Raw genomic sequence first — 18145 nt, 5'->3', positions numbered from 1 at the left:
AACCGACTTCGGGCGCGGTGGTATTTCGAACCGTAATGCCAGCGACGGAGGACAGCGCATTCGACGAGTACCGCGACCGCGTCGAGCAGCCGCTCGGCCGGCTGTTCCGGGAGTACGGCGCCAGCGAATGGCCGTACTTCGCAGCCGGCATGGTGGCGAACGTCGTCGCGCGCGTCGCGAGCCTCCTGCCGCCGGTCGTGCTCGGTGCCGCCATCGACAGTGTGTTCACCGGCGACGCGCCCTACGACTTGCCGCTCGTGCCCGCGGCCTGGTTCCCCACGAGCGAGGTCGCCCTGTTCGAACTCTCGGCGGTGCTCATCGCCGGGTCGTTCCTCGTCACCGCGGTGTTCACGTACGCGTACGGCGTCACCGCGAACCTGTTCGCGCACCGCGTGATGCACGACGTCCGCACGGACTCGTTCGCGAAGATGCAGGGCCTGGACATGACGTTCTTCGACGACAAACAGACCGGCGAAGTGATGTCCGTGCTGAACAACGACGCCTCGAACCTCGAAGTGTTCCTCGACGACGCGCTCCAGAACTCCGCCCGACTCGTGATAATGGTCGCGGGCATCACCGCCATCCTCGTCGCCGAGAACTGGCAGCTGGCGGTCGTCACGCTGTCCGCGATTCCGCTGATGGTCGTGCTCACGTCGTGGTTCATGACGCGCGCGGAACCCCGCTACGAGCGCCAGCGCGCGGCCATCGGCAATCTCAACACGAAACTGGAGAACAGCCTCGCGGGCGTCGAACTCGTGAAGACTAACGCCGCCGAGGACCACGAGACCGACCGCGTCACGGACGCCTCCTACCGATTCTTCCGGGACACGATGGACGTCCTCCGCCTGAGCTACGTCTACCGCCCCGGCATGGAACTGCTCGCCGGACTCTCCTTCGCCGTGACGTTCGCGGTCGGCGGCTACTGGCTGCTGTACGGCGCGCCGCTGTTCCTCTCGGGGACGCTGTCGCCGGGCGCGTTCGTCACGTTCATCTTCCTCACGCAGCGCTTTGTCACGCCGCTTGCGGAGGTGTCGAACATCGTCGACCAGTACGAGAACGCGAAAGCCTCCTCCGCGCGCGTGTTCGGCCTCATGGACGTCCCCTCGGAGGTCACGGACGCCGACGACGCCGTCGAACTCGGGGACATCGACGGACGCGTCGACTACGACGATGTGATGTTCAGCTACGACGCCGAGGAGACCGTCATCGACGACGTCTCCTTCGACGCTGACTCCGGCGACACCGTCGCGCTCGTCGGGCCGACGGGCGCCGGGAAGTCCACGCTCTGCAAACTCCTGCTGCGCCTGTACGACGTTGACGACGGTGCGGTTCGTGTGGACGACCACGACGTCCGCGACCTAACGCTGGCGAGCCTCCGCGAGCACGTCGGCTACGTCAGCCAGGACACCTTCCTCTTCGACGGCACCATCGCGGAGAACATCGCGTACGGCCAGTTCGACGCCGACCGCGAGGCGGTCGTCGAGGCTGCGAAAGCCGCCGACGCCCACGAATTCGTCGCCGACCTCCCGGAGGGCTACGACACGGAGGTCGGTGAGCGTGGCGTGAAACTCTCGGGCGGCCAACGCCAGCGCATCGACATCGCGCGCGCCATCCTCAAAGACCCCGAAATTCTAATTCTCGACGAGGCCACCAGCGACGTCGACACCGAGACCGAGCGCCGCATCCAGGCGAGCCTCGACGACCTCTCCGCGGACCGAACCGCGCTCGTTATCGCCCACCGGCTCTCCACCGTCCAGGACGCCGACGCGATTCTGGTCGTCGAGGACGGTGAAATCACCGAGCGCGGCACCCACGACGACCTCCTCGACCGCGGCGGCCGGTACGCCGACCTCTGGAACGTCCAGACGACGACACTGGACGAGTAGCCGGCCGTTCCTCGCAGGTCGCTGTGGTATTGTCGGCTGCTGGCGGCCGCGCTTATCGCAACCACTACCTACCGCGGCCGGGAGGTCGACGTATGGAACTCGGTGTTGTCGGTCTCGGTCGCATGGGGCGCATCGTCGTCGACCGGTGTCTGGACGCGGGCCACGACGTGGTCGCGTTCGACATCGACGCGGACGCCCGCGCGGACGCGGCGGACGCCGGTTCGACGCCCGCGGAATCGATTCCCGACCTCGCGACCGCGCTCGGCGACGAGAAGCGCATCTGGCTGATGGTCCCCGCGGGCGACCCCGTCGACGCCGCGCTCGACGAACTCGCACCGGAACTCGGCCGCGACGACGTGGTCGTAGACGGCGGGAACAGCCACTTCGAGGACTCGACGCGGCGCGCCGACGAACACGACTTCGCGTACCTCGACTGCGGTACTTCGGGCGGCCCCGCGGGCGCGGAACTCGGCTTCTCGCTGATGGTCGGCGGCCCCGAGTGGGCGTACGACGAACTCGTCCCGGTCTTCGACGCCGTCGCGACGGGCCCGGACGGCCACGACCGCATGGGGCCCGCGGGCTCGGGTCACTACGTGAAGATGGTCCACAACGGCGTCGAGTACGCGCTCATGCAGGCGTACGGCGAGGGCTTCGAACTCCTCCACGAGGGCCGCTACGACCTCGACCTCGAAGCCGTCTCGAAGACGTGGAACAACGGCGCCGTCATTCGCTCGTGGCTGCTCGAACTCTGCGAGGAAGCCTTCCGCGAGGAGGGCAACGACCTCGGCGACGTCGCCGACCACATCGCCGGCGGCTCCACGGGCACGTGGACCGTCCAGGAGAGCCTCGAACAGGAGGTACCGCTCCCGATTATCTACCAGGCGCTCGCCGAGCGCTTCGACTCCCGCGCCAGCGGCGACGGCGAGGGGCGGTTCGCGCGGCGGCTAGCGAACCGGCTGCGGTACGGCTTTGGCAGGCATGAAGTTGCTCGAAAAGACGAATAAACGCGGTCAGTAGTCGTTCTCGTACTCGATTTCTTCTGCCACTTGCTCGGCAATCTCGGGCGAGAACTCGCATTCGACGACGTGGAGCGCGAGGTCGATGCCCGCGGTGACGCCACCCGCAGTGAGCACGTCGCCGTCGTCGACGAACCGCTCGTCGCGGACGTCCACGCCGTAGTCGGCGAGGTCGTCTTTCGCCGACTCGTGGGTGGTCGCTGGTCGTCCCTCCAGCAGGCCGCCCTCCGCGGCGACGAGCGCACCCGTGCAGACCGTGGCGATGGTCGCGCTACCCTCGTGGAGCGTGGCGAGGCGTTCGGGGAGCGTGCCGTCCTGGACTTCCGCCCAGGCGCCGTGCTCGCCGCGGTCGTTCCACCCGCCGCCGGGAACGAGCACGAGGTCGGGCGTACCGATGAGCACGTCGTCGGGTTCGACGCGGAGGCCGTGGCTCGCAGTCACGCGGTCGCTCGGGACGAGCGTCTGCAGGCTCGCGTCGAGGTCCGCGCCGAAGTCGGCGGCCGTCCGGAACACTTCGTAGGGTGCGACCGCGTCCAGCTCGTCGAACCCCTCGTACAGCAGTATCGCGACGTCCATGCGGCGGCGTTCGCGCCACCCCCTCAAAACTCGCCCGGAGCCGCGCGGTGAGCAATCACAATACTGTTAAGCGACCTCTCCGTACCGCCGGACATGGTGAACACACTGGGGCTGCTGCTCGGCCTCGGGATGGCGCTCACGCTCGTCGGGCTCCACTTCCTGAAGGGCACGCCGAAGCCCGTCCCCGAGGACATCGCCAGCGAGGTCCTCGAACAGCGCGCCTCGACGGTTCCGGAGACCGACTTCCCGGAGCCGTACAACCGCTCCATCGGCGGTGGCGGCGGCGCCGGCGCAGTCGCGGGCGGCGCTGCGGAAGGCGAACTCGAGGAGGAGGGCGAGGAAGAGGAAGGCTTCGACCCCGAATCCATCCCGGAGGACGAGGTCGAGTACTACGAAATCGAGTTCGTCAAGGAGGGCGAGACCATCGAGGTCGCGAACAACGAGAGCATCCTCGACGCCGGCGAAGAGGAGGGCTGGGACCTCCCGTACGCCTGCCGTCAGGGCCAGTGCCTGTCGTGTGGTGGCCGCGTCGCCAGTGGCGAGGACTCCCACGACCTCGTCCGGCACACGAACAACGAGACGCTCAGCGACGACGAGATGGAGAAGGGGTACATGCTGACGTGTACCGCCTACCCGACCGCGGAGTTCTCTATCGAGACCGACGAGACGCCGTAACTGTCGGTCGCCGTTCTTCTCGCGTTTCCACGTAAGCCGGCAACTCGTGCGGTTTGCCGGCTTTCTTCGAGCCGGAGTTTTCAAAACGGGCCGCTTCGTGAGGGTCCGTAGTGCCCGAAACCCGCTCGACGAGCAGCATCACCGAGGGCGACCTCGTCGGCCCGATGATTCGGCTCGCGTGGCCGATGGTCGTCATCCAGCTCCTCCAGGTGACGTACAACCTCGCGGACACGTTCTGGCTCGGCCGGCTGTCCGGGAACGCCGTCGCCGCCATCAGCCTCGCGTTCCCGCTCGTCTTCTTCCTCATCTCCGTCGGCGGCGGGTTCACGACCGCCGGCTCGATTCTCGTCGCGCAGTACACGGGAGCGGACAGCGAAGGCTCCGCGGGGAAGGTCGCCGCCCAGACGATGGGCTTCGTCGTCGCCATCTCGACGGTCCTCGGCATTATCGGCCACTTCGTAACCCGGGACATGCTCGCGTTGCTGCCGGCGCAGGCCGAGACCGCCCGGGTCGTCGTGCCGCTGGCCGGCGACTACATGGAAGTGTTCTTCCTCGGGATGCCCGCGCTGTTCGGCTTCTTCGTGTTCTCCGCGCTGATGCGCGGCTACGGCAACACCCGCACGCCGATGCGCGTGATGTTCGTCAGCGTCGCCCTCAACGTCGTCCTCGACCCGTTCCTCATCTTCGGCTGGTGGGTGTTCCCCGAGATGGGCATCGCGGGCGCCGCCGTCGCCACCATCTTCGCGCGCCTCGTCGCCGCCATCATCGGCGTCTACGTCCTCTTCTTCACGAACGCCGGCCCCGACATCTCGCTGTCGCAGTTCGCGCCCGACGTCTCGATGATTTCCCGCATCGTTCGCGTCGGCACGCCCAGCGCCGCCGAGCAGTCCACGAGCGCGCTCGCGATGATTACGCTCACCGCGATGGTGGCGTCGTTCGCGCCCGCCGTCGTCGGCGCGTTCGGCCTCGGTAACCGCCTCATCTCGCTGGTGTTCCTGCCCGCGATGGGCCTCGGCCGCGCCACGAACACGATGGTCGGCCAGAACCTCGGTGCGAAACAGCCCGAGCGCGCCGAGCGCGCCGTCTGGCTCGCCGCGAAAGTCGCCGCCGGCGTCCTCTTCGCGGTCGCTATCGTCGCCGCCATCTTCCCGCGGCCAATCGTCGCGGTGTTCCTCAGCCCCGGCGCGGAGAACGCCGCTGCCATCGTCGAGTACGGGTCGACGTACGTCCGCATCCGCGCCATCGAGTTCGTCTTCGTCGGCGTCGTCCAGGTCCTGCTCGGTGCGTTCCGCGGTGCCGGCAACACGAAGACCGCGATGGTGATTTCGATGGTGACGCTGTGGATCGGGCGCGTCCTCACGGTCTACCTGTTCGCGTTCGTGTTCGCGTGGGGTGCCACCGGCATCTGGGTCGGGATGGCCTTCGGGAACATCACTGGCGCAATCGTCGCCGCCGTGTGGTTCACGCGCGGCACGTGGAAACGCACGCTCGTCGACGCCGACGAGTCCGAGGCCGCCTGACCTACTCGGACTCACAACCGTTATACCGTCGCCCCCGCTACCACACGCCGAGGGCGCGTAGCTCAGCGGACAGAGCACTTGGTTCCGGACCAAGATGTCAGGGGTTCAAATCCCTTCGCGCCCGCTCAATTTTCCGGCGGCCCGAATTCAACAGACGGCGTCGGGGCGTATATAAGGCAATTCCCCGTTGGGAATCTGCGCCCGTTCTCTTTGCGAACGGGGGTCGTCGCCATCGTGCGGTTCGTGAGATACAAACTGCTGAATTGGTATATAGCTACGGGAATTTGATACTACGGGTTGGAAAAGGCGAGAAATTGGTCGGCTTCGCCGAGAATTCAGGATGTCCGCAGACCAGGCATCGAAATTACGTACTGGTATCCATGGCTTCGTCCGTCAGCTCGTCAACTTTGGACCCATCCGCTTCAGACACAGACGTAGAGTCTGCTTCCTCGTCGAGAAGGGGGACCATCTTCTCAATAGCGGCTTTGTCCTTTGTCCAATCTTCCTGTTCTCGGATTACGTATTTTTGCTTGCGTTTCCAGTCGCCGTCTTCGTTGTGCCAGAGGTAAACCCCAACTTTGCGTCCGTAGCGCTCGTAGACGATTACGGCTTTCCACCACTCCTCGTTCTTGTACACATCGGTGCCGTCGATGACGTCGATGGCTGAATGGACTGGATACTCTCCCGTCATTGTCTCTATGTCATGCCCAAGTGGCATTAATACACTCTATAATAATCTAAGACATAATATTCGCAATCTTATACTTTCGCTTGGGTAGTGGCACTTGCAGTGGCTCCTCCAGAAGAAATACGGCGCTCAACCGAGAGTTAGAATTGAATGCCCGGACTATCCCCTCCCGACTGGTTGGAGCCACGTGAATACCAATCGGCTGCAGTTAATGCATGGTTGAGTAACCAGGGGCAGGGGGTCCTCCACATGGCGACGGGAACTGGAAAAACAATCACGTCGCTACTCGCGGCAGCCGAGCTTGCCGAACTTCAGAATGATCGGCTCGCTTTGATCATTGCCGCTCCGTATCAACACCTCGTCGATCAATGGGTGTCTGAACTCCACGATTTTGGCTTATCCCCAATTCGGGCGTACCAGTCTCGGAACTCGTGGACGGACGAAGCAGTAAGTCAACTCACGGAATTTGGAACCGGCTCCAGAGATTTTACTGCGATTGTTACTACTCATGCGACTTTTTGCTCCAATCACTTCCAGAACGTCTTAGACCGAGTCGATGGAGCGAGAACGATGGTCATTGGCGACGAGGTCCATCACCTTGGTGCGCCTCACTTCCGAAAACACCTGCCAGAGTCGATTCGGGCCAGATTGGGCCTTTCGGCGACCCCCGAGCGGTGGTATGATGACGAAGGGACGGATAGCGTGATGGAATACTTCTCTAACGGAATCGTTTTCGAATATGGTCTCGAGGAAGCCATCGCAGGCGGACACCTCTGTGAGTACTACTATGTCCCGCATATCGTCGAATTGACTGACGAAGAATCAGAGGATTACATCGCTATTTCCAGAGCGATCGGGAAACGAATGGGGAACGTCTCAGGAGACATCGGTGATGCTGATCTACAAGACGACGAGCAACTGAAACAACTCCTATTCAAGCGAGCACGCTTAGTTGGTACTGCACAAAACAAACTATCCCGACTTAGGTCGCTTCTGCAACGAACGGATGACGTTCATCACACTCTCGTCTATTGTAGTGATGGGAAGATCGCGGCCGAGGGAGAGGCAACCAAGCGTCAACTAGACGCTGTTACCGAGATGCTGGGGCATGACTTAGGTCTGAAAACACACAAATTCACTTACGAGGAAGATCAGGATAAAAGAGAACAACTTCTCGAAGACTTTGAGAGGGGTGTCTTGGATGCGCTTGTCGCGATTCGGTGTTTGGACGAAGGGGTCGATGTTCCCGCCACCGAAACAGCGTTTATTCTCGCCAGTTCGTCGAATCCCCGGCAATTCGTTCAACGAAGGGGTAGAATACTTCGACCCCATCCCTCGAAAGACTTCGCCGTCATTCACGACTTCATTGTCGCCCCTCCAGGGGACATCCGACACGGCGAGCCTGACTCAATTTTCAATCTTGAGCGCCGGCTCGTTCAGAAGGAACTCCAGCGAGCATCGACGTTCGCCGCCGCGGCAAGAAATCATCCGGATGCGGAACTCTCATCGATTCCAACGGGGACCGGTTCGTTAGCCACTCTGAAAAAGGACTTTAACCTTCTGGATATATGATATAGCACAATGAACCAGACTGATCCGCCAGACGGCGTTGACAAAGATACAATTCGGAGAGCGATGCGGCGAGTACTGCAAGCGGAAGAGGACAAACTACACATGGACAACCCCCTCGGGATCAACAACGACATCCAGTCTATCATTGAGGACGAGATAAAGTAGATGGAACTGGACTACATAGAATTAGAAAACTTCCGTCAGTTCTACGGTGAGCAATCGATTGCGTTCTCCAAAGATCAGGACAAGAACGTCACGGTTATTCACGGCGCAAACGGCTCGGGAAAGACGACACTCCTCAATGCGTTTCTTTGGCTATTTTATGGTGAGGTATCCCTCCCGAAATCCGATCAAATCGCCAGTGAACGTGCCATGGCAGAGGCCGGAGCAGGCGGCACTGTTGAAATAGAGGTAACGCTGAAATTCGTTCATGACGGGATCGAGTACACTGCGAAGCGATCGAAGACTGTTCGGCGCGAACGGAGCAGCGATTTCGCTGGTACTGAGATTGATAGCGATCTACATCTCGAATACATTGACGACTCGGGGAACCGGAAGGTACGCGGCAATGCGAGCGACTCGCTCCGCCAGATAATGCCAGAACGTCTACAGGACATCTTCTTCTTCGACGGTGAGACCATCGACGAACTATCCGCACTGGGTGGTCAGGACAAGATACAGACTGCGATTCAGAATATCATGGGCCTCACCATTCTGGAGCGCGCGAAGACACATCTGGAGGCAGTACGAAAACGGTTCGAAGATGAGGTGGCGAAACACGGAAGCAATGAACTTTCTGACCTGTACGAAACACGAAATGACCTAGAGGATCGACGGGAATCCTTGAAAAACGAACTTGATGACGTTCGAGACTCAAAAAAGAAAACCGAAGACGAACTCGAAGAGGTTCGACAGCGTCTGAGTGAACTTGAGGAAAGTCGTGAACTGCAGGAGGAACGGGATCGGTTAGAAGACGAAGTTTCCGATCTGAAAGATCAGATCAAGTCGATCAATAGCGATATCGGTGATAGGATTTCTGACGCAGGATACGTTCCATTTGCAGCACCAGCGGTCGAGAAGACGGCGAAAATGCTCCGAAACAAACGTGATAAGGGGGAAATCCCGTCCGAGATAAAAACGCAATTCGTCGAAGACCTATTGGAGATGGAGGAGTGCATCTGCGGCAGACATCTAGAGCCTGGATCAACCCCTCACCAGAACGTTCAGCAGTGGCGGAACGCTGCTGGATCGTCTGAACTGGAAGAGGCGGCGATGAATATCGCTGGTCGACTCTCTGAAATCGCCGCAGAGGAAGACCAAATATACGAGGACATCCAGGAACTTCTCACTCAAAGAAGTGAGGCAGCTGACGATTGCCAGCAAAAGGAAGAACGAATCTCGGAAATCGGAAGTCAGTTGGAAGACCTCGACACTGAAAATATCAATCAGCTCGAGAACCGTAGACAGGATCTGAAAGAGGAAGTCTCAGGATACGAGCGAAAAATTGGCGGCTTAGAAACCCAAATCGAGGATCTCAACGACGACCTCGACGACGTCAAAGAGGAGATCAACGAAGCCGAGGAGCAAAACGAGAAAGCCGATCTGGCCAGGCGGCGTGCGCAGATGGCTGAGTACCTCTACGACCGAATCGACAATCTCTTCCAGAAATATCAGGAAGACGTGCGGTCGAGCGTCAACGACCGAGTCAACGATATTTTCCAAGAGATCATCGCGAAGGACTTCTACGCACAGATTGACGATGATTACTCCCTGCAGATTCTGAAAGATATCGGCTCGGAAGAGACGGTCCCAGTTGCCAAGTCTACCGGTGAACGTCAGGTGGCGAGTCTCTCATTCATCGCGTCTCTGGTGTCACTCGCTCGAGAACGATACAACTCTGAGGAGGAGGCGGTCTACTTCACGGGGGGTATCTATCCGATGATTATGGACTCCCCGTTCGGATACTTAGACCCAGACTATCAGCAACGTGTGAGTTCGGTACTCCCGAGGATGGCGGAACAAGTCGTTCTACTCGTGACACAGAGCCAGTGGACAGAAGAGGTCGCCGGCGAGATGGATGCTGTCGCTGGCGAGCGCTACTATTTAAAATACCACGATCCCTCGGAAGATCCCAGTATCGAGTACGAGTACACTGAAATCGTCACGGAACACGGTGGACAGTAGCATGCCCCCAGCAACATTCTTCTACGAACGGAACGAGGCAGTAGAGCAACTCGCGGCAGGGAAAGATGCGATTTTCGAGTCGAGAACTCGGTTCTTGATTTTCGCCGCAAGCGTGGGTTACGATCGAGACCGCTGGATCGAGAATCACGATGAAGACGGCGAGATGCGATGGAATTACATCGACCAGAATCAGCGTCTTTCCGTGATTGCTGCATCGCTCGCCTACGCTCACTCAGGGGATGAGGATGCTATCTTTGACCCAGAGCTCCAGATCGACGTGCTCACCAGTTACGGCGCGGGAGGTGCTCGAATTATCAAGCGAGAAGTTATCGACAAACCGGGGGACGAATTGGATAATCTCGTCACGTTCCTCCAAGACCAGCGCGACAAAGATGGAGCTGAAGAGCGAATTGGCGTCCTCGAACAGATTGAAAAGGAGGTCAGCAGTCTCAGTCCATCAGAATGATCGGGGTAATTGATGTACTATTTTCTTATCTATGGCCACGAAATGGAGCCGTATAGATACCGCTAACGCCCTCTCAGGAAAATGGAAAACCACGAGTCTGAAAACCAGGATTTTGCGGGTGATTCCGAAGAGCACGAACTAGTGGCATCTGAAATCGACCAAACAAATTATGCTGAATTGTCTGCATTCAAGCGAGATCTGTTGGTTGTTATTGGCGGGATGGACTCAGCTCGGGGGACCGAAATAATGGGTGAATTAGAACAGTACTATGACGATTCGATTAACCATGGGCGATTGTATCCTAACCTCGACGAACTTGTTGAGCAGGGGTTCGTTGACAAGTTCAGTATCGACGGAAGGAGCAATGGATACCGTCTAACAGAGAAGGCGCAATTTCAACTGATACTGCGTCGGCGGTGGCAGGAAACTCTACTGTCCGAGGACGGAGGGCCGACGAAGAACCTAACAGATCAAATTCCTGACGGGACAAATTCTGATGATGCTGACAACAGCTCGTCCCCGCGTTCAGCAGCATCCCGGAATACTTCTGGCAAGGGTCAAGACGAGAGTGGTAAAGAACAGAATGAGTCGGATATCGTGAGTGATCTGATGGGCGATTTCGACGACTTGGCCGGCAGCAAGGAGACCGACGGGAATTGAAATACTCCCGACGAACTTTGGATTGCTCCCCTTATTTCCTCGCTACGGCTTGATCCGCACTGATGCTTTTCGGCTCTTCGACGAATAGCTGTCCGACGTCCAGGTAAACCCCCTCCCCGCTTCGTTCGATCCGCACCTGAAACTCTGCCGCATCGTGGATCTGACCATCAATTAGGAACTGAACCGCATCCCCGGCGTTTAACGAGTTGGTCTGCCGAAGTGTCTGCCGCAGTTCCGAGAGGACTCTACTTCGATCGCCTTCCTCGGCGTTGTAGAGCAGGTCCTCGATACCGGTCACCGTCACTGGCGTTTCGATGTCGGCGTCGCGTCCAGCGAGCCGGAAGAACTCCAGCGCGGCGAGTTCGCTGTCGGTGTCGGCTAGGCGATCCGTTACGACGTTGTATCCCTGGTGGAGTGGCATGGTCAGAACTGGGACAGCCCCATCTCCATGACGCTTTCATACCTGTCGTCGTTCGTGACGTCGGCCAGGAAGTCGGCGAGGTCTTCGAGGTCGTCGCTCTTCCATTCCTTGAGGTACTCAACCGTGTTTTGATCCGTCTTGTACAGGTGGTAGAGGTACTGGACTTTGTCAATATCGAGCAGCGCGTCTGCGCCTTTTCCATTCTTGTTGAGCTTACTCTCGATGTAGTGGATTCGTTCGTCAGCGGTGGTGGGTTCTTTCTTGTTGCGCGGTCCTTTGACAAGCTTCTCGTCCTCAAGGTCGCTGACGTTGAGGTTCTTCGCAAGGAGGTGCTTGTTCAGTTCGTCGTACTCCTCCCAGCCGCGCTGGTAGAATGCCGCGTAGGCCTGGGTCAGAGGATCGATGCTCTGGGGGAGGTTGACGGATCCCTCAAGAGCCTGCTCTATGATGGAGTCGACTGTTTCTAAGGCCTCGTCGATACCAGCTTGCTCCCCTTCTGAGTAGACGTTCGGGTAGTGCTTGGAGTAGTAGTACATGCACTTTCCGCGGAGAATTACGCCGAGGTCGGCTTTAGATAGATCTTCGTGGCGTTCACGCTCCTCATCGGCCATATCTTGGAGTTCGAAGAATAGGTTTTGCTGGAGTTCTGTGAGCGTAATCTCTTCGTCCGCTTGTTCCTTGTTCGCGTACACAAGTATGTCGTACTCCGCATTGTCCAGGTCGGAAATGTGGGGATTGTTCGGCATCTCGGATTGGACGGGATACGCGCCGGTGATCGTGAATCCACTCCGCACGAGGGCCTCAAGGATGACGGACCACGCTTCGTTCTCATTGTGGTGGTATGTGAACACCATCTCACCGTCCTGTTTCAGCACACGATGGCACTCCGAGAAGACGTTAGCCAGCGACTCCACGAAGAACTCTTCGCCCTTATTGGCGCTGTTGTTCGCGACGATCTCACGGGCCTTCGGTACCAGGTCGGGCTGGAACTCCTCGTGTTCGTCCTGAAGACACTCCCGCAGCCATACATAGAAGTAATCGGAGAGCTCCGAGTATTGGACGTTATCATAGTACGGTGGATCCGTAATGACGTAATCAACGGACTCGTCATCCTCGTCCATTCGCTCGGCCGTCTTGCAGTGCAGATCAACTACGCGGTCTTCACTGACGTCCTCGCTATCGACGTAGAACTGCTCGACGTGCCCCTTCTTGCGGTTCTTGATCTTCTCGAAAGGGCGCTGACAGTACTCTTTTGCTCTTTTCACCTTGCCGAACGAAGCGGAGAGGCTGGCAAGATGATCTGTGAGGGGATTCGCTTCTACTGTTTGGACCCGAGGTACGTACGCATGTCTGACGAAAATACTGTTGGCCCGCGTCGCCCCGTAATCCCACTTACTTAGCTGGTTGTTTCGCTCAATCGCACCAGAGATGGCTGTGACCAAGAATTCGGCGATGTTCTGGGCATCCGCATTGTCGATATCTTTATTTCGGACATCCCATGCTTTGTTGAGCAGAAGCCCGAGCGTCAGCAAATGCCGGTCTGTAAATAGGTCGGTAAACCGTTCATAGTTGTAATTTAGGAGTGCTCCAGTCTTGTCACCAGTTGGAATATTTTGGCTTGGGAGTGGGAGTTGTTCACGGAGGGCCTCGAATTTTTCCCCCGCTTCTCGTACACGTTCAGCGTCCTCTTCCCCGAACTCCTTGATCCGCTTGTCTCCATGCGGATCGACGTACTGGAGGGCGAATCGTTCAAACGTCGGGCGTTCATCGAGACGCTGGAGCGTCTCCTTGACGTCGTGCTTGTGACCATTTGAGCAGGTGTACTTCCCGTATCCGTAGGTCCCGTCGTTTGGATCGAACTCGTGGCCACAGTTCTGGCAGATTTCGTTCCCGTCTTCGGAGACTGTCGCTGAACGCCCCCTATCGGTAGACACCGTAGTACCCGCTTCGAGGCCTTTATCACGACCATCCAGCTCGATGATGCGGTCGTCACAGTCCGTATTCGGACAATAGAGGACGCCCGGTCGGGTTGCCTTCGTCTTCGCCAACTGATATCGCGGGAACAACTGAACCTCCTCGTTGCACGTCAAGCAGGGAATTCGCTGCGATTGCAGATAGTAGAGTACCTCACACTCCTGACCCGTCGCCTGATCGGTCGTGGTGTAATAGTCACCGAGTTCGTCGCGGGTTTCCTCTAGAATCCGGTCAAACTCATGTTCGAGGGCATCAAGATTTACGTCATCCATCGACTTCTTCTCAATCCACCACGCGACCGGGTTGAGCTCGTAGCCGAGGACGTCCGCACCCAACCTATTGCTCTCGACCAGCGTCGTACCCCCGCCCGCGAAGGGGTCGAGGACCGTCACATCCCGGTCAAGGTGTTCGTCGTTCGGATTGAACTCATCGTGATACGAGTCAAGATACAGTCCATCGTGTGATCCACTGTTTCGCTCGGTGAGGATATCATTTTTCGTAATGGTTTCATCCGAGAATGCAGCGAGTCCGAGACACCGGAAGGTCGAACCAGGTCGACGAGCCCACCATTTGTGCAGCGAGTAGATCGGGCGATAAATGTCCCGGCGATAGGTCTCTTTTTCGGCCAGTTCGTCCATCAGGTTCAGCGGTAGTTTTTCCCAGGATTCCATAATTTCCTCACGTCGTAATTCGTAGGACCGGCGTCATGCACTCCGGCAGACTGAATCCACCATGCATGATCTTCTTCGTCGCGCCCCGTTTCGTCCACCTGTAGTGCCCTCGTACCATGTAGTGCTCCCGTACTCGTTCAATAATCTTCGCCTGTTCGAGGAGCTGGTATGCCTGTCCGTTCGCCACCTCTCGGAAGCGGCTACTGAATTTGCTCGAGAGGGCCTCCTCCTGCTCGTCAGTCAGTGAGTAGGGAGAATTGCCGAGGTGGTTCACATAGCCGTGATCGCTCGTCACGAGGAACTCGTCGTGGCCACTCCCGTGGACGATGTCCTCGAGGAGGCGCTTAACGTCCTTGTAGATGTCCTCGACCTCTTCCATCGAGTAGTTCCCCTTCAACGCTCCCTCAAGTCGCTGGTCGGGGTGGCGGGTCCACACGTACTCCGGACTCGTGCCGGGAAGTTTCGGGACGTCAAGGTCGCCGATAAATCGGAAGTCGTCCCTAGAGACAGCCGAGGGACCCTGTGCGTCGAACCACTCTTGGCAGATGAATTTCGTCTCGCTTGGAAGCCGTTCGATTGGCGCCCACGACAGGGACACCGACCAATCGTGTTCGTCTGCGAGTTCCTGTTCGAGCCGGAACCCCTCGCGGAGACTCAAAGCGTCCATGATGACGCCACAGCCGTCATCCAACTCCGTAATCGGATGCCCACCCATCTGCTCCCGCAGGTCGTCGTACAGCGGTGGGTAGATCTTCTCCAATTCTCGCTCGAGCAAGCGGGTCTGGTACTCCGACTCCGTCAGGCGTCGGTCACCGAGCGCGTCCGTATCCGTCCAGATTCGCCGCAGGCACTCGAAGGCACCATCGAGGACGTTCTCCTCCTGGAGGAGTTTCTCGAACTCCTCGCTCCCGTATAGGCCGCTACTCATTCTTGTCCACCTGTAGCTTCACCGATAGCGACGCGCGCTCGGGGACGTTCAGATCCCAGAGTAGGCTGAGGAACGCCTGACGTGAAAGCGGTTCGTCCGCATCGATGTCGAATGTCTCGCTCAGTGAGACCTTCTCGCTGAGCGCGTCTGCATTGATACCGTAGTCGGCTAAGTCGTCCGCCGTGAGCGTGCCCTCGACGGAGATTGTTGCCTCGTGGATCTCCCACTCGATGCCGATCTCACGCTCGAGTTCGTCGATGAGGTCCGGCTTGTTGTCGGCCTCGATGTCCCCCATCAACGGATACGACTGGATTCGCTTTTCGGGTTCCTCCAGCCCCAGATCTTCGATGAACTTCCCGACCATCTTCTCAGATTCTCCCTCGATCTCCACTTTTCCTTCCTCGATGTCGGTAACGTCGAACTCGAAGCCGCACTCGCAGGAGTTGCCCTCGAGCTCACGGCCACACTCGGGACATTCGAAGGCACTGGCTGCGGTTCCCTGTCCACCTTCGTCATCATCTCCAGCTACCGACTTTCCTCCTTCGTCGTCATCTCCATCCCCAGTCCCTCGGGCATCGATTGTGATGGTCTTCTTTTCGTCTTCGTCGTCTTCTTCCTCGATGTACTGTTCGTGAACGAGATTCGTATCGTTGCCGAGGCTCCCGACCCGCTCTTCGTGGTAGTTTCCGACCTTGAGAACCCCATCACGGCAGAGCGTATCTATTGCTTCCTCCAGTTCATCCTCACTCGTCAGAGTCGTATATGACGGATTCCGGTAGAAGTCGTTTTTGAGGTGCTCGTACTGAATGCCGCTCCCACCCGCATTCTTGACGGCGTCCTCTACTTCAGACCGTAGCTGGCTGCTATCCGGCTTGACGACCTCGATAGTCGCAGCGTAGAAGTCCATGTTCCCCCCGGTCGGCAGATCCTGTGGGAAGAGACCGCGTTCGGTGGACGTGTGGACCGTGCCGAACTTGTCCCGCACGCGGTCCCGGAGGTTCTGGAAGTTCTGGTCGTGAATCTCCGCGAACCCATCTGGGAGCACTTCTTCTTCGCGGTCGAGTTGTTCGCCTGCGACTACCTTTCGTGCGAGTTCTATGATGCCTGTATTCGTGTCTACGCTGGACCGTTTCTGCGGCGTGACCAGGACAATCGTGTTATTAAACTCTCGTTCCTGCCCGGTCGTGAGTTCCTCGAACTCCTCGTCGTAGCTCCGACTCGCTCCGAGAGTCACCGCGATTTTCAGGGCCTTGTTGTCCGGAATGTCCTGTTCAGTATTCACCGGGTCGAGGATGTGGACGTTGTTGTGGCCCCCGAACAGGTCCTCGGTTACGAGTGACTCGACCCGGTGCACCGCGTCGTGCTTGTGTATGTCCTCGGCTTTCTTCTCGATCCGGGCCGCGGGGTTCTCGTCCACGTCGAAAGCGTACTCCCCGTTGATCCGGTGGATGTGCCAGGCGTGCCCGTAGACCTCCTCGGTGAACGTTTGAATGAGCCGGTGGGCGTTTACTCCTTTCCGCATCGTGCCCATCAGCATCTGGCGCTTGTTCGCCCCTTCCTCTCCTGCCCTCGCGAGACTGTGCAGGAGGACGATGTTCAGGAGCTCTTCGATGAATTCGTCGAAGGTTTCATCGGGCTTCTGGAGTCGATGATAGTCGTTAACGTACTTCCCGACCAGTTCGTTGTCGATATACTGGAACCGGTCCGTGTACTCGAAAACGTCGACGTCGCCAGTCAAAATGAGATCGACGTTCTGGTAGTTGTCACTGAATATCTCGGTGAGGAATCTGAGCAGGCCGCGTGCGTCCGAGCTAATACGCTGCTCGGAGTACTTCTCCATCAGCAGCTTCAGTAACGCGGGATGGAATGGATAGTACCGCTCGATTTGGTCCTGTAGGTCCTGGTAGTCCTGCAGTTGGATCTGGTCGTTCTGTCGGTAGACGTCCGTGTACTCTTTTGCGAGTGATTCCAGTCCTTCCGGGTCGTTCACTTCACCGACTAGGCGATGAAGAATGAAGTCTATCTTCTCGTCCCGCCGCGATGATAAGTCGTGCGTGAAGGGATTCGTCCGCTGCGTGATTGCCTGAACGTCATCATCTTCGTATAACAGCGAGATGAGAACAGAGATCTGCGTGTCATCCCGACCAGCAGCTTCCAGAAGGTTCTGGAGGAAGGCCAGATTGTCGTCACGGTACGCTGACCGATCCGCCATCCCGAACCACCGCTCGAATTCGTCGATCAGAATAATGCTAGGCTTGCCTTCGAGCGTGTCACGGATCTGGTGAACGGTAGGTGACTCGCTGTCCCCCTTCCACTGGTCAATTCCCAGGTAATCGCGGACTGCCTCTGAGAGACGGTTGTATTCCTGATCCAGATTGAACATCTGGAGAGCTGCTGACCGAGTCTCGTCGGGCAGGCTCGCGTCGATTCCTTGAGAATTGAGCCATTGTTCGCCAAGTTCTGGTGAATTGAACAGGTGGTAAACGACAAGTTCGATGTGGCTTTTCCCGCTACCATATTCTCCGCCAATTACCTGACCCCCCTCGGAGAAATCTTCGGTCGGGTCTAATTTCCTCGTGCTATTCTCGATTATTGAGGTGAGCGTATCCGTGGGGTAAGTAATCTCGAGGATACGCTCAGCGTCTTGCTCAGGGGACTCGCGATCGTCGTAGAGATTGTATAGGCTTACTTCGTCCAAGAGCCCCGTCGGGTTGATAGATCCTCCTTTCCCCTGGATTTCTTCACTTGGTGAAATATAGTCCGCGATCACTTTGCTAGCCATAGTATCCTCCTGTAGTCCAGGGCAGCAAGTCTCCAAGCATATGAGCCACCTTCTTCGGCGGCTTCATAGTAGTTGTTGTCGGAGATTCATGCGTCTAAACCATTGTCCTTCTTGACCACTTGATCG

At 58.1% G+C, this 18145-nt stretch carries 15 protein-coding genes and 1 tRNA gene; 10 read left to right on the top strand and 6 right to left on the bottom strand.

The window, feature by feature from the left end:
• The first annotated feature begins 35 nt into the window (after positions 1 to 35).
• A complete protein-coding gene (locus LPA44_RS09720; RefSeq protein ID WP_230889391.1) occupies positions 36 to 1886 on the top strand; it encodes an ABC transporter ATP-binding protein in 1851 nt (616 codons plus the stop codon).
• A gap of 92 nt (positions 1887 to 1978) precedes the next feature.
• Entirely contained in the window at positions 1979 to 2890 is a 912-nt protein-coding gene (locus tag LPA44_RS09715; protein ID WP_230889390.1) for a decarboxylating 6-phosphogluconate dehydrogenase, read from the top strand.
• Positions 2891 to 2896: 6 nt separating this feature from the next.
• Here LPA44_RS09715 and LPA44_RS09710 read toward each other — a convergent pair whose 3' ends face one another.
• Complete coding sequence (locus LPA44_RS09710) at positions 2897 to 3478, bottom strand: DJ-1/PfpI family protein (protein ID WP_230889389.1); 582 nt, start codon at positions 3476 to 3478, stop codon at positions 2897 to 2899.
• A gap of 93 nt (positions 3479 to 3571) precedes the next feature.
• On the opposite strand from LPA44_RS09710, the gene LPA44_RS09705 reads away from it, so the two are divergent.
• From LPA44_RS09705 to LPA44_RS09695, 3 genes are all read left to right on the top strand, one after another.
• The gene (locus LPA44_RS09705) at positions 3572 to 4153 is read left to right on the top strand and encodes a 2Fe-2S iron-sulfur cluster-binding protein (protein WP_230889388.1); all 582 of its coding nucleotides are present in this window, start codon (positions 3572 to 3574) and stop codon (positions 4151 to 4153) included.
• Positions 4154 to 4317: 164 nt separating this feature from the next.
• A complete protein-coding gene (locus LPA44_RS09700) occupies positions 4318 to 5673 on the top strand; it encodes an MATE family efflux transporter (protein WP_230889472.1) in 1356 nt (451 codons plus the stop codon).
• A 51-nt stretch (positions 5674 to 5724) separates the two neighbouring features.
• A tRNA-Arg gene (locus LPA44_RS09695) sits at positions 5725 to 5797 on the top strand.
• A gap of 240 nt (positions 5798 to 6037) precedes the next feature.
• Here the strand turns inward: LPA44_RS09695 and LPA44_RS09690 are convergent.
• Positions 6038 to 6391 carry a hypothetical protein gene (locus LPA44_RS09690; protein WP_230889387.1) on the bottom strand — a complete coding sequence of 118 codons (354 nt, stop codon included), beginning with the start codon at positions 6389 to 6391 and terminating at the stop codon, positions 6038 to 6040.
• A 120-nt stretch (positions 6392 to 6511) separates the two neighbouring features.
• On the opposite strand from LPA44_RS09690, the gene LPA44_RS09685 reads away from it, so the two are divergent.
• The 5 genes from LPA44_RS09685 to LPA44_RS09665 all read left to right on the top strand — a co-directional run bounded on the left by LPA44_RS09685 (position 6512) and on the right by LPA44_RS09665 (position 11243).
• A complete protein-coding gene (locus LPA44_RS09685) occupies positions 6512 to 7933 on the top strand; it encodes a DEAD/DEAH box helicase family protein (RefSeq protein WP_230889386.1) in 1422 nt (473 codons plus the stop codon).
• Positions 7934 to 7942: 9 nt separating this feature from the next.
• Complete coding sequence (locus tag LPA44_RS09680; RefSeq protein ID WP_230889385.1) at positions 7943 to 8098, top strand: MotA/TolQ/ExbB proton channel family protein; 156 nt, start codon at positions 7943 to 7945, stop codon at positions 8096 to 8098.
• Positions 8099 to 10117, top strand: a complete 2019-nt coding sequence (locus LPA44_RS09675; RefSeq protein ID WP_230889384.1) for an AAA family ATPase — start codon at positions 8099 to 8101, stop codon at positions 10115 to 10117.
• 1 nt (position 10118) lies between these two features.
• Positions 10119 to 10583 carry a hypothetical protein gene (locus LPA44_RS09670; RefSeq protein WP_230889383.1) on the top strand — a complete coding sequence of 155 codons (465 nt, stop codon included), beginning with the start codon at positions 10119 to 10121 and terminating at the stop codon, positions 10581 to 10583.
• 81 nt (positions 10584 to 10664) lie between these two features.
• Positions 10665 to 11243 carry a PadR family transcriptional regulator gene (locus LPA44_RS09665; protein WP_230889382.1) on the top strand — a complete coding sequence of 193 codons (579 nt, stop codon included), beginning with the start codon at positions 10665 to 10667 and terminating at the stop codon, positions 11241 to 11243.
• 31 nt (positions 11244 to 11274) lie between these two features.
• Here the strand turns inward: LPA44_RS09665 and LPA44_RS09660 are convergent, their stop codons facing one another.
• The 4 genes from LPA44_RS09660 to LPA44_RS09645 are packed head-to-tail and all read right to left on the bottom strand — an operon-like array spanning position 11275 to position 18019.
• The gene (locus tag LPA44_RS09660; RefSeq protein ID WP_230889381.1) at positions 11275 to 11664 is read right to left on the bottom strand and encodes a hypothetical protein; all 390 of its coding nucleotides are present in this window, start codon (positions 11662 to 11664) and stop codon (positions 11275 to 11277) included.
• A 2-nt stretch (positions 11665 to 11666) separates the two neighbouring features.
• Entirely contained in the window at positions 11667 to 14309 is a 2643-nt protein-coding gene (locus tag LPA44_RS09655) for a DUF1156 domain-containing protein (protein WP_230889380.1), read from the bottom strand.
• Positions 14310 to 14316: 7 nt separating this feature from the next.
• Entirely contained in the window at positions 14317 to 15237 is a 921-nt protein-coding gene (locus tag LPA44_RS09650) for a hypothetical protein (protein WP_230889379.1), read from the bottom strand.
• Positions 15230 to 18019, bottom strand: a complete 2790-nt coding sequence (locus LPA44_RS09645; RefSeq protein ID WP_230889378.1) for a DUF499 domain-containing protein — start codon at positions 18017 to 18019, stop codon at positions 15230 to 15232. Before LPA44_RS09645 ends, LPA44_RS09650 begins: the two co-directional genes overlap by 8 nt.
• Positions 18020 to 18145: the final 126 nt, after the last annotated feature.

Origin of the sequence: Halobacterium sp. KA-4, assembly GCF_021028995.1 — an archaeon.
Taxonomy (GTDB): Archaea; Halobacteriota; Halobacteria; order Halobacteriales; family Halobacteriaceae; genus Halobacterium.
The sequence above is the reverse complement of the archived record's forward strand: the minus strand, read 5'-3'. Positions and strand labels throughout refer to the sequence as shown.

Excerpts from the sequence above, each read along its gene's own strand:
- LPA44_RS09700 (WP_230889472.1), top strand. The coding sequence starts at position 4,318 with ATGATTCGGCTCGCGTGGCCGATGGTCGTCATCCAGCTCCTCCAGGTG.
- LPA44_RS09705 (WP_230889388.1), top strand. The coding sequence starts at position 3,572 with ATGGTGAACACACTGGGGCTGCTGCTCGGCCTCGGGATGGCGCTCACG.
- LPA44_RS09715 (WP_230889390.1), top strand. The coding sequence starts at position 1,979 with ATGGAACTCGGTGTTGTCGGTCTCGGTCGCATGGGGCGCATCGTCGTC.
- LPA44_RS09710 (WP_230889389.1), bottom strand. The coding sequence starts at position 3,478 with ATGGACGTCGCGATACTGCTGTACGAGGGGTTCGACGAGCTGGACGCG.
- LPA44_RS09675 (WP_230889384.1), top strand. The coding sequence starts at position 8,099 with ATGGAACTGGACTACATAGAATTAGAAAACTTCCGTCAGTTCTACGGT.
- LPA44_RS09685 (WP_230889386.1), top strand. The coding sequence starts at position 6,512 with ATGCCCGGACTATCCCCTCCCGACTGGTTGGAGCCACGTGAATACCAA.
- LPA44_RS09680 (WP_230889385.1), top strand. The coding sequence starts at position 7,943 with ATGAACCAGACTGATCCGCCAGACGGCGTTGACAAAGATACAATTCGG.
- LPA44_RS09650 (WP_230889379.1), bottom strand. The coding sequence starts at position 15,237 with ATGAGTAGCGGCCTATACGGGAGCGAGGAGTTCGAGAAACTCCTCCAG.
- LPA44_RS09665 (WP_230889382.1), top strand. The coding sequence starts at position 10,665 with ATGGAAAACCACGAGTCTGAAAACCAGGATTTTGCGGGTGATTCCGAA.
- LPA44_RS09645 (WP_230889378.1), bottom strand. The coding sequence starts at position 18,019 with ATGGCTAGCAAAGTGATCGCGGACTATATTTCACCAAGTGAAGAAATC.
- LPA44_RS09660 (WP_230889381.1), bottom strand. The coding sequence starts at position 11,664 with ATGCCACTCCACCAGGGATACAACGTCGTAACGGATCGCCTAGCCGAC.
- LPA44_RS09670 (WP_230889383.1), top strand. The coding sequence starts at position 10,119 with ATGCCCCCAGCAACATTCTTCTACGAACGGAACGAGGCAGTAGAGCAA.
- LPA44_RS09690 (WP_230889387.1), bottom strand. The coding sequence starts at position 6,391 with ATGCCACTTGGGCATGACATAGAGACAATGACGGGAGAGTATCCAGTC.
- LPA44_RS09655 (WP_230889380.1), bottom strand. The coding sequence starts at position 14,309 with ATGGAATCCTGGGAAAAACTACCGCTGAACCTGATGGACGAACTGGCC.
- LPA44_RS09720 (WP_230889391.1), top strand. The coding sequence starts at position 36 with ATGCCAGCGACGGAGGACAGCGCATTCGACGAGTACCGCGACCGCGTC.